This window comes from Stieleria sedimenti (assembly GCF_025060895.1).
Taxonomy (GTDB): Bacteria; Planctomycetota; Planctomycetia; order Pirellulales; family Pirellulaceae; genus Stieleria; species Stieleria sedimenti.
On sequence record NZ_JANZKV010000152.1, the window covers coordinates 1 to 12045 of the forward strand.

At 59.8% G+C, this 12045-nt stretch carries 7 protein-coding genes; 2 read left to right on the top strand and 5 right to left on the bottom strand.

Annotation, left to right across the window (positions count from 1 at the left end):
• Positions 1-66: 66 nt before the first annotated feature.
• The 3 genes from NZK35_RS19835 to NZK35_RS19845 all read right to left on the bottom strand — a co-directional run bounded on the left by NZK35_RS19835 (position 67) and on the right by NZK35_RS19845 (position 3740).
• On the bottom strand, positions 67-1560 hold the full coding sequence (locus tag NZK35_RS19835; protein ID WP_259634265.1) for a S8 family serine peptidase: 1494 nt from the start codon (positions 1558-1560) through the stop codon (positions 67-69).
• Between the two features lie 135 nt (positions 1561-1695).
• Entirely contained in the window at positions 1696-2574 is an 879-nt protein-coding gene (locus tag NZK35_RS19840; protein WP_259634266.1) for a C1 family peptidase, read from the bottom strand.
• A gap of 449 nt (positions 2575-3023) precedes the next feature.
• Positions 3024-3740: a hypothetical protein gene (locus NZK35_RS19845; RefSeq protein ID WP_259634267.1), complete on the bottom strand. Its 717-nt coding sequence runs from the start codon at positions 3738-3740 to the stop codon at positions 3024-3026.
• A gap of 310 nt (positions 3741-4050) precedes the next feature.
• Between NZK35_RS19845 and NZK35_RS19850 the strand changes: the two genes are divergently transcribed.
• Complete coding sequence (locus NZK35_RS19850) at positions 4051-4317, top strand: hypothetical protein (protein ID WP_259634268.1); 267 nt, start codon at positions 4051-4053, stop codon at positions 4315-4317.
• A gap of 391 nt (positions 4318-4708) precedes the next feature.
• Here the strand turns inward: NZK35_RS19850 and NZK35_RS19855 are convergent, their stop codons facing one another.
• Together NZK35_RS19855 and NZK35_RS19860 are read right to left on the bottom strand one after the other, a co-directional pair.
• The gene (locus NZK35_RS19855) at positions 4709-6733 is read right to left on the bottom strand and encodes a sulfatase (RefSeq protein ID WP_259634269.1); all 2025 of its coding nucleotides are present in this window, start codon (positions 6731-6733) and stop codon (positions 4709-4711) included.
• A gap of 115 nt (positions 6734-6848) precedes the next feature.
• Positions 6849-10187 carry a ThuA domain-containing protein gene (locus tag NZK35_RS19860; RefSeq protein WP_259634270.1) on the bottom strand — a complete coding sequence of 1113 codons (3339 nt, stop codon included), beginning with the start codon at positions 10185-10187 and terminating at the stop codon, positions 6849-6851.
• 181 nt (positions 10188-10368) lie between these two features.
• On the opposite strand from NZK35_RS19860, the gene NZK35_RS19865 reads away from it, so the two are divergent.
• A complete protein-coding gene (locus tag NZK35_RS19865; protein ID WP_259634271.1) occupies positions 10369-11766 on the top strand; it encodes an arylsulfatase in 1398 nt (465 codons plus the stop codon).
• Positions 11767-12045: the final 279 nt, after the last annotated feature.

Sequence of the window (12045 nt, forward strand, 5' to 3'; positions counted from 1 at the left end):
CTAAAGCCTGTACACCAACATGTGCGCCGGTGTGATTGGTACCCGACTTTTGTTACGGCGCCGCGATCAGACCGCTTCGGCCAGCCCATTGCCGACGTCGGCCGAGCCGAGCGGCAGCCGTCGGACACGCCGACGCAGTTCACGATACAGCTGGACGCCTCGCGCCGAAGGGATTTCTTGGGCGATCAAGGCGGCGATCCCGGCGACGTGCGGGGTGGCCATACTGGTTCCGCTGATCGAGCGTCGTCGTACCGGCATCGGCCAACTGGAGAGCACGTTGACGCCCGGCCCGGCCACGTTGATCTCGCCTCCGGCAGGATTGATGCCGCGATTGGAGAACGTCGCGACCGACAAGTTCGAATCGACCGCGGCAACGGCGACAATCGTCGACGCGTTGGCCGGGCTGGACACCGGTTGAATCAGCGAAGGGCGTGAGCTGTCGTTCCCCGCGGCCGCCACGATCAATGTTCCCGCCTGCAGGGCGCGGCGGCCGGCGACTTCGTAGTTTCGCGTCGGCCGTTCCCCGACACGCACACGCCGACCCAGTGACATCGAAACCACCTGACAACGGTTTCGCACGGCCCAGTTGATGCCGTTGAGGATCCCGCCGTCGCTGCCGCTGCCACGATTGCTGAGCACTTTGCCGGCGAAAATTTCCGCCTGATGCGCGATGCCGTAACGCGGCCCCACGCCCGGCCGCAACGCTCCGCAGGACGTGCCGATGCAATGGGTGCCGTGGCCGTTGCCGTCTTGAACCGATTCACCCGGAATGAAGGACTGCGTCTGGATCGTTCGACCGGCGAAATCCGGATGCCTCAAATCGAGCCCCGTGTCCAGCACCGCCACACGAATTCCTCGGCCGGAAAACCGCGAATTGAGAACCCGGGTCGCATGCAGCCCCCACGTCGCCGCGGCGTTGTCGCTGAACGCAGCCAAGGCACCGACAAGACCGGGCGCGGCACTGACCGCGACGCCTGCGGACATCGATTGGATCAACGCGTTGACGCCCTGTTGGTAACCGCGCAGGTAATCGGCCGAGACGTTGGCGGCTTCGCCGATCGACGTCTCCAGGTCCACGCCGCCTTCGTCCAGCACGTCATCGTCCAGACCCACGTCATCGAACGCATAGTTCATGTATTCCGGTTCGATGATCACCTCGGTGTCGCCCGATTCCTCCATCGCGGCCATCTGTTGCATCTGGTCGGCGTCCCCATCAACGATTGCGATGTTGAGCTCGTCCAGCACGATGGCCTCGGCGTCTTCGGTTTGGGCCAGCTCGAATGATTCGACGCCGAAGTCCGACATCCGCATCACGTTGGACACGCCCGCGCGGTTCTTTAACTCCGCCAGGGCACTTTTCATCTTCGCCGGCGAATCCCCCATCACGGTGACGATCGATCGCCCGGTCCGCTCGGCACCGAACTCGCCGCCGAAGGTCCCCCCGTCTCCGGGTTCCAAGGTGAACTCATCCGCGGATCCCTGTGCCGTCAAAGACGTCCGGCTCGCTTTTTTCTTGGTGGCTCGTCGGGCGGTTTTTTTGGTCACTCGTTTTTTGGCCATCATGATTCTCCCAAGTGGTCGGCATCGGTCTCGGCGTGATCGGTTGCCGATGATTTTGAACCGTCAATCCACGGATCGACTACGGAAAGGAATCGGACGAATGAGTCTGCGCTGGCTGCCGTTTGGACGTCCGCGCTATCCGCAGCTTGCCGGCCGGCTCAATTCCCCGCTATCCAACCACTCCGCCGAAATCAGGGTCCAGAAATCGCGTGCCAGCTGACGGCGGATGAAGGCGACGGGAAGCCAGCCGTTCCCATTGTCTCCCCATCGTCTTCCCCAAGAACTGCGAATCAGTAGCGCGTCCTGATTGGGACCGTAGCGGTCGGCGTGGTACCCGATGGCAACGACCGTTTGGCCGCCGCGGCTGGCATCGTGCTCCGGCCGGTAGGGGATGTGGGCGTCGAACGTGATCGAGGAGGGAACCGAAAAGCCGAAGACGACGGGGAATCCGGCAGCGAGAAACGATTTGACGATGGCCCACGTTCGCGCGCCCGGGCGGTTGGGTTCATCGAGTCGCAGATAGCAGACGTTGGCCACCGGTTTGGCGTCGGCAAAGACAAAAGGACTCGGCGCGGTGCCAAACCGTTCCGTCTGGTAGGGCCAGCTCGTTTCCGCCGGCACCCCGATTTGCATCAGGGTCTTCAGCGTGCTGCGGATGTCAGCGCCCACGTCGGCCGGCGGCTGTTGCGTTGCCGCTAGCCGATGGCGGGTCGCCTGATACAGGAACAGTTTGGATCCTTCGAAGGCACGGGCGTAAATCCGTCGCTCAAAGTATTCCACCAGGGCCAACACGGCAAACGCCGACGAAGCATTCAGCGGTCCCTGATCATCAACGTCGGTGAAATAGACGCCTTCACAGTCGCGACGTAAATCGACTACGTCCGGCAACACTGCTCCCGATCGGGCGGGCAAGCGTTTCAAACTGTCCATGATCTCGCAATCCCGGAACGTCCGGTCGCGACCGTCGGGCAGATCAGGCTGCCAGCCGAACCCGAGTGGCACAAACGCTGACACGGCGGACTCAATGGAAAACGTGTTGGAAACGCAAACCGAATCTTCGGCGAACCACACAACGCAGATTTTGCACAACCCCCATTCGACAAGACGGCACGCCTGTTTCAACGGAAGCCAATGGGAAAGGCGTCCACAACGGATCGCCCGCGCTCCGGAAGATGTTCCAACCTCCGCCGGCGATGGGTCCCGCGATCGATCAGACCAATAGGACCTATTGAACCCATACGTCCGATGTGTCCTATTGGGCCCATTGCACGGTTGTTGTTAGCCCGGCAAGCAACGTCGGCGACGGACAAATGGGTCCACCCACTTTCTGATTTCTGGAGATGGCAGAAAAATCAGGGGCAGAAAAATGGGGTAGACGGTGGGGAGGAGCAGCCAGACAAGAAAATGTTGCATGGAGAGATTTGGGAAAAAGCAAAAGGGGCCAGCTGGAGTTCTCAGCGGCGTCAATCACGGCCGTCGACGAATTCCCAGACGACGCCTTCGCCAGTCCCGTCGCCGCGAAAATGGACCAACGGGTTCGTCTGCTTTCGATTAAGACATTTGATCGTGTCACTCAACCGGCGCTTGGCGTCCTGCTCGGGATGCGGCGGTAGCGGATCATCGATCCTCGGCGGCCATCCTTCTTCTTCGAACGCACACAGGATCGCTTGCTGGTTGACCGCGACCCATTTGAAACGCTTCACGATCGTGCCGCCCACGCCCAACACGCGACGTTCCGAATCCCAACGCGGTCGTTGCCCCGCATGAAGACGACTGCCGTTGACGGCTCGCAAGTTGACACCGCCGGCCAAGATGGCCTCGGTCGCTTCCCGGCGCGGCTGAAGCGGAGCCTGGATCTCGGGGACATCGGCTTGATGATTGGCCAACAACCCCTGCGCTAACTCGATGCCCCGGTCGGTGAGCACAAAGCAGGTTCGCTCGGGAAACGTCAGATCACCTGACGGCAAAAACGTCCGCCCGTCGTCACTCTCCAACGTCACTTCACGCTGATGTTGCACCCAGCCATTTCGCACCAGCCAACGAAAATCATTCGGGGCCATGTCCAAGGCCGTTAACTGTTCCATCTCCACGGCAAATTGCCAGCGGTCACAGTTCGATTGACAGGCATAGTCAATCGCGGTCAAAAGCGGAAGAAACGCGAGACGTACGCGATGAGGCACGTTTTTCACGTGCGATGAGAACTGTTTCAATGCCATGCCCCGGCCTCGATTCAATCGGTGTTGGTGCTTCCCTTAACGGTCGGATAGCCAAACCCCCCAACGGCCACTTCTTCACTATAAGGTTGCCAGCAAAGCAATTCAATCGATTTGCCACCTGTTTTTACGATTCACTCGCTGGACCACGAAATGCCAACTGAACAGTTGTGCGCAAACGCACGTCGGTGCACGCCCTCTGCAAGTCACTCGCCGCCACTGATAGCGCATCGGTGTCGATGTTTGTTGTCGGGGGCATCAACCCCAAGGTCATTTGATGGCCAGTTCGGACAAGGGGATCCGTGTCCGGCGACTCTTCAGTCGCAAATCAAAGGAGCTTTTTCATGCGATTCGGCAAGGAGCCGACCAAGCCCTTCGACAAGGTGATGTCCAAGACAACGACCAAAGTCGTCGCGATCGAAACACGTCGCTCAATGCTGACGGATCGATCCAAGCCGACGCGTCACTCGATTCCGGACTCGATGTCGATGCAAGTGGATCGGCTTCGACCGATGCCGACTTGGACGGGGCGCTCGATAACTAATCCCGCTCGATCACTGATTGACGCGTTTCATTCAGCTGCATCCCCACGGATGCATTGAATCCTATCCCGCCGATGAACGCGATGCCTGGAAACAGACGTTGCGGTTCTCGGCGGGTTTTTTCGTTTCCAGCTGAAAGGAAGCGATGAAATTGCTGAAGTGAATCGTCAGCGGTAGCACACCAGCACTCTCAACGGGCTATCCATCGAAAATGACACCCGCGGATAGCAGCGCGAACCCACGGATGACAGGGTGCACAAAATCCGTGGGTTCGCGCTGCCATCCGTGGGCCCAGTAATCGTTTCGTCGTTCCGCAAGTGACAGATTGACCTTTCAAGTTTCCGCGGCAGCCTAAATCTAAAAGTTGACGGAGCAATACGGCTCCAACGACTCTTAACGTTGGGGTGGCGTGGTTTGAGCAGAAAAGTCCCATGATTTTCCGCGACCGCTTTCGTCTCGAAAATCGATCGATTGAACATCCACCACACTTTCCTCGGCCGGAAGATACAAGCGGACAACGCTGGTCCTGCCAATGACGGGGATCTGAACGGTGATGTCTTGCCAGGATGCTCCTGCCGAAAGATCGAAGCGGATGACTTGGCCCGACTCGAGAAAGGTGTCCTGACCAACGGTCTTCCATTGGATTCGTCCTTCACCACCGGTCGTGCTGCGGGCACGAAGCCGCAGGGTCAGCGGGCTGTCGGATTTGACTTGGGCCGTTCCCAAAAACGGCTGACGTCCCCGGCCCACGACGCGGATCGCGCCGTCCGTCTTGACGAGTTCGCAGTTACGGGCAACCAATCCCAAAGTGGTGTCGGATGATGCGGAGGTTCCCGTGGGATCCGCTTTGGAGTTTGCGTTGAAGTCAGGGTTCGGTTTCGGGGTCAACGCCCCCGTGTCACGAATGAATTGGTCGATCAATCCATCCAACTCTTCCACTTTCTGTGGCATCGCGTCTGCCAGGTTGTGTGTTTCACCAATGTCGTCGGTCAGGTTGTAAAGCTCGCGGACCTCGGGGTATTGGGGATGCGGCTCGAACCGTCGGATCAATTTCCAATCGCCCTGGCGAACCGACACCGCGGGAATCAGGTGCGGGAACCAGGTGAAGTAGGCTTGGCGTTTGAGCCGGCCGGTTTGTTTCAACACGGGAAGCAATGACTCGCCATCGATGATGTGTCGCCGGGGCTTCTCGACGCCCGCGACCTGGAGAATCGTCGGGTACAGATCGATCGGTCCGACGATGGCATCACTGTTCGAACCGGGCTGAACCTGACCGGGCAGCCGCACCATCAAGGGAACGCGTTGACCTCCTTCATAGATTCTTCCTTTGCCTTCACGCAGCGGCGCGTTGTTGGTCGGTGGCTGATCACCGGCCCATTTCTTCCAGTCTTGGACGAAGCCCCATTTCGGATGTCCCGGTTTGATGTTCTCCATCTGCCGGCTGCCGGGCACGTTGCTGTGCGTGTTGCCGCCGTTGTCGGAATAGAAGATGAACAGGGTGTTGTCGGTCAAGCCGAGTTCGTCGAACGTGTCCAACACACGGCCGAGGCTTTCGTCGACGCTCTTGAGCATCGATGCCATGATCGGGTTGTCTTGTCGGCCGCGTGGGTCGGTCTTGTCGGCAAACCGTTTCGTGTACTCTTCCTTGTGCCCCCACGGTCCGTGCACGGCGAAGTGCCAGAAGTTTAGAAAGAACGGTTCGTTTTGGTGGCTTTCGACGAATCGAATCGCTTCGTCGGTCAATCGGTCCGTGATGTATTCGCCTGCCGGACCATCGGTGATCGTTCCGACGTGATGTTTTCCCGAAGGCACTCCGTTGGCATGGACTCCATAAGGCGAAAAGTAGCTGGCCGGACCAGGACTCGGTTCGGCGTGGAAGGCGACTTCAAAACCGTGCTGTTCGGGCCAGTGCTCTTGGCTCAATCCCAAGTGCCATTTCCCAAAATGCCCGGTCCGGTACCCCGCGCCGCGCAATACCTCGGCCAGCGTATCCAGATCCAGGTCCAGGTAGTTCTTGCTGTTGGCGTAAATCAATGGACGGTTGGCCGGCGCCCGGGCGGGATACGGAGACGCATCGGCGGGAGCGGCCGGCTGATGACCGGAGGCGGACGTGACGCGATGGCGAGCGGAGTATTGGCCGCTCAAGATCGAGGCGCGCGTCGGTGAGCACAACGGCACGGCGTAAGCATTGGTGAAACGCATCGATTGCTGTTGCAACCGTTTCATGTTCGGGGTTTCGTAGTACTGCGACCCGTAAGGTGTGCTGTCCATCCAGCCCATGTCGTCGACCAGAAACAGGACGATGTTGGGTTTGGCTGCTGGTGATGCGTCGGCGGCGCACACCGTCATTCCCGTCGTGACGCTCATTCCCGCGATCAGGACGCCGAACCAAGTGATCGAAAATCGTTGTGTTTTCATGCAACCGACAACCGGAGGAAAGAAAAAGGAACCTTGTCGAAACATTCCGCTGAAAGGAATTTGAGCCTACTAAAACTCGGACAGTCAGGCGGGAAGCCCCTGTCGATTTTGACCCCTACTTTGACATTCGCGCGCCGAGCGGGATGAGGTCATTGAAGCGATCGATCGGCTGGCGGGCCGTCCACGCCATCGCCCGCATCAGAATCGTGCGGAAGATCGGATCGTCGAAGGTCCAGCTGTAATGGCCGGGAATGCTGACAAAGACTCTGCCTGCCGAACGCTCGTACGCCCACATCTGCGGCCGTGCCTCGCCGTCTTCGATGCTGGTCGCGAACAAGGTAACGTCCTGTGGCTGACCCGATAGTCGCCAATAACTTTCATCATACAACTGCAGCGGCTCGATGTTGCGCATGACCGGATGGTCGGTGTTGTGGACGTTCAGGGCGAGCGGTCCATGCCGGTAACCGATGCTGCCTCCCTTGGACGCCAATCCGATCCGTCTGGCAAACTCAGCGGCCCGGTCGTTTCCGTTGACCGCCCAGTGGATGTAAACGGCTCCGCCGCCGCGATCAAAGAACTCGTCCATTTTGCTTTGTCGCTGATCATTCCAATCGCCTTTCTGAAAAAACACCAGGACGTCGGCGGTCGCGAGCTGTTTGTCATCAGGAAAATTCCAGGCCGCATCGACGTGCGCGGCTTCGGCGGCCGCAAGCAACTGTCCCCACTGAATCTGCCATGCCGGATAGTCGTGTTCGCCCGGACCATGGTCTTTCTTGCCCGCCACCAAGACAATGTGGATCGGTTCGAGCGGGCTCGGCAGCGGCTGCGACCCGGCCAGCACGGTGGCGACTTCGGCTTGGGTGCGGACCGGCGGCGCCTCGATCGGCGAATCCAGCGGCATCTGCGGCGGCGGGTTCAGCAAGAACGTCATCAGGTCACGGAACTGGTCCGGCGTCAGTTTTTCGTCGAGGCCCTTGGGCATCACTGACACGTCGGCCGGCTTGATCGTGTCGATCTCCGCTCTTGTCAACTGCGTGGTCTTGCCGTCGGCGTCCCCCAAAATCAAATGCCCTTGCCGGGTTTGCAGGGTTCCGGTCAACACGCGGCCGTCGGTGGTCAAGACCGCGTTGCCCAGGTAGTCCGGGTTGATCGCAAAACTTGGATGCTTGATGTCACGTTCGACCGAGGCGTAGTCGCGATGCACCAGATTGGTCAGGTCGGGCCCGATGTTGGGGCCGCCGCCGTGAATCGCGTGACACTTGAAACAACCGGCCGCGTCGCTGTGGAACACGCGACGCCCCCGTCCCCAGTTCCCACCTTCAATCTCAGCGATTGTTGTTGCTTCAACCGGCTCGGCATCCGAATCAGACGTCGAGGTCCACGGCAAGTCGAAACGGCGCAGTGGCAAGGCACGCAATCGCGAGTCTTCGTTGGTTGATGCGGCGAGCGACCAATCGGGCGTGGAGTTCGCGGCCACCCGCGCACGCATCGTCAGCGAAACGCTGTCCGCCGACTCGGGGGCAATCTCGACGCGGGCGGTGAATCTTCCGTCATCCCCGCGCGTCGCCGCGATTTGCCGGCCGGCGATTTCAAGACTCAACGGCTGGGACGAAGTGGCAGTCAGTGTGACGATTTCTTCGGGCCACTGGTAATCCAACGTCGAACCCGGTTGGACTTTCGGTCGCAGCAGGTCCTTCACGTCCAGCCGCGACTTCATCGTCATCTCGCCCCCGTTCGGCATCAGCGAACGGAGATGATCGTGGATCGCACTTTCACGTGTGAATTCGTCGGACACCTGCCAGTTGACGTGCGGCAACCACCCCGTCCAAACAACTTCCCCCGCCCCGTCATCGGAGTCGCCGGTGAACGTCGTCTTTACACCGTTTAAGGTCACGTCCACGTCGATCGACCGAACCTGCTCGATGGATCCATTCGACGCTTGGTCGTCGATGGGCTGATAGGGGATCGAAACGGCGTAGTGTGAATTGGCCAGCATCGGATCGGTTTGCAACAGCACGTTGCGACGATCGGCGGACAACGCCATGCCGCGGATGGCGAGGTTTCGGCGCGGGGTTGCCAATTGACGCTGAACGACGGCGTAGGGTGGCACCAGGGTTTCGAATCGATCTCCGGCGCGGACGAACGGGCCATACTGAATCTCGATTCGATCGGCGACGTTTTGCATCATCGCGGCGTCGAGCGGACGATCGAACGCGATCTGGATTTCACGCGGCGAATTTGCCCAGGCGTGGTGGGGGCGGGCGATGTCCGGATCGGACATACGGATCCGAAACAGTTTGCCTTGGCCCGTCGGTCCGGTGCCCCAGTCCGGCGGTCCGCTGTGGCACGCGACCACCAAGTCGCCATTTGGGGCGACGCAGGCATCGATGGTCAGCATTTGCAAACACGCCAACAACTGGGTCGTTGCGACATAGCCGGCTTCTGTTTTGGCGAGTTGGGTTCGCCAGATCTTGCCACGCGACTCGCCGCAAACGAGCGCGTTTTCCGCCCAACCGCTGGGACCGAATCGAGGCGCCGACGCACCGTCACCGTTGAAAACCATCCCACACGTCGATTGATGTTGTGGGGCGTAATCGAACACCGACGGTTCGTCGATGACGTCCGGGTTGTGTCGCGGGTGCCGCGGCGGAAAACCGTAATGACGATCCGGGACGATATGCAGCAATTCATCAAACGGATTTCCGTTGGGCAACCACGTCGCACCTTCTTGCTCGGCACAAAACAAATCGCCGTGCCGGTTGAAGGCGAATGCGATCGGGAAACGGATGCCGGTGCATACCGTTTCACGGGTCTTGAAGTCCGGCGAGACACGCTGCACGGTGCCTCGGTCGCTTTGCAAGTCGTACTCCGCAACACCTTGATCGTCGATCAAGTAGGCGTTGGCATAGTTCGCCGTGCCCAGGCCGAAGTACAAGGACCCGTCGGAGCCCATGGCGATTCCGGTGGCGTCAACGTTTTGGGGAATCTCGTCCCAACCCGTTGCCACCACAATCTCCTCATCTGCCCGATCGTCGCCGTCGGTGTCAACGATCAACGACAGCTTGCCTTTGCTGGGCGTGAAGATGCCTTGGCCATGCGAGTAGTCCTTGGGCGTGACCAACATGCCGATCGGTCCCCGCAGCGAGCCTTCGTTTTTCCAAAACAGTTTCGCCTGGTCTTCCAGTCCATCGCCGTCGCTGTCGCTCAGCAAGTGGACGTCACCGTTGTATCCCAAGGTGAACAGTTTCCCGTCATCTCGGAATCGGACGTTGTTGACGTTCGTCAGCTCGACGGGAATCTCGTGCACTTCGAAACCGGGAACCAGCACCTGGATCGCCGGCGGATTTTCGATCTTGATCCGTTCGGCCGAATCGTTCCCCGGTGGTTGCACCGCCCAACCGAGTCCGGGGACGAGCATCCAACCAAGCAACGCAATAAAACGAAGGATAGACATTTGCAACCGCGACCATGCCAAATGGAGAGGAGCCGATCGGCTCCGAGGGAAGGATTCGGTATTGTAGTCTTGTTCAACCCCGAGGGGTTGACACCCGCAAAAGTCAAACGAGTGACGATGCGTGTTAACCTATTGAGGACCTGGACCCCATGTTTAAAAACCCAAGACTTGAGGAAACGCCTTGCTGATCAACTTTAGATGGACGGTGGCATCGATGCTGTTTTTCGCGACCGGCTCGCTGTTGACGTTCGGCATCGCCGGGACGCCGCAGCAGCTTTCCGCGGCCGATCCGCCGCCCAACGTGATCCTGATCCTGGCCGACGACATGGCCTTGGGAGATCTGGCCAGCTTCAACGGTGGCCGCAGCCGCACCCCGAATTTGGATCAACTGAAAAGCGAAAGCGTCTGGTTTTCTCAGGCCTACTCCGCTGCTCCGGTGTGTGCTCCGGCGCGTGCGGCCCTACTGACCGGTCGCTACCCCCATCGCACCGGGGTGGTCACGTTGAACCAGTTGACGTATCCCTCGTTGACGCGGCTGAGACCTGATGAAACGACGATCGCGGATCTGTTTCAGAACCAGGGCTACACGACGGGCCTGGTCGGCAAATGGCACTGCGGCAATGGTGACGGCTTTGAGCCGCTGGACCGGGGGTTTGACGAGTTTGAAGGCTTTGTCAACTCCACCGATGTGCCCAGCTACTTTGATTATCGATTGCAGATCCAGCGTCAGACCGAGGCATTCAGTGATCGCTATCTGACATCCGACTTGTCCGCCCGGGCGGTGGAGTTTGTGCGGCGGCACCAACACGAGCCGTTCTTTTTGCACCTGGCACACTACGCGCCGCACCGACCGATCGCCGCGCCCGAAGAACGGATCACGCCGTACCTGCAGCGTGGCCTCCATCGCGAGACGGCGACGGTGTATGCCATGATCGAAATCTTGGACGAGGGAATCGGTGAGCTGTTGTCGGAACTCGATCGACTGGAAATTCGTGACCAGACGATCGTGCTGTTCGCCAGCGACAATGGGCTGGATCCGCTGGTCCAACGTCGTTTCAATCGCGAACTTCGCGGCACCAAGTACACGGTTTATGAGGGCGGAATGCGGGTGCCGTTTCTGGTCCGGTGGCCTGGCACGTTCACTCCCGGCGAGCGGGAGCATCTGGTGCATTTCACGGACGTGCTGCCGACGCTGATGGATCTGTGTGGGTTGAAGCTGCCGCCGACGCTCGAGCTCGACGGCGTTTCATTGGCCGGACTGTTGGCGGGCAATGGCGACGACACGGAGTTGCCCGGTCAGCGGTACTGGCAATGGAATCGCACCGAGCCCCTTTATTCGCACAACGCCGCGATGCGTCAAGGCAAATGGAAATTGGTGCGGCCCTACGTCACCCGTGGCGTTCCCAAGGGCCAATCCAAACGCCCGCCGGCGCTTTACGATTTGGCCGCGGACCCGAGCGAATCACGCGACGTCGCGGCGCAGCATCCCGAGCGTGTCTCTCGGATGAACGATTCACTGGAAGCCTGGTCTCAATCGGTGGAGCAGGACCGGACGCGGGCCAAAGCGGTTTCGCAGTAGGGCATGCTTTGCACGCCATCGGTCACTCGTTCCCAGGCTCCGCCCTACGCCGTGAACGATTTATTTCCTGTGTTTGACGAGGTTTTAGCGGCAGGGCGTAAGCGGGCTGTCGGTTTCGTGAGCCGCGACGCGTAAGCGGCCGGGCATCCAGGCGCCCGCCCGAGGCCTTACGGCCAGCGGCTCACCATTGCCTCGACCAATTCCACTAAGTCGACAGCCGCGAGCTCTCCAGTTCCTTGTTATTGCCAACACACCGGAGGGCTCGCGCCCTGCCGCTAA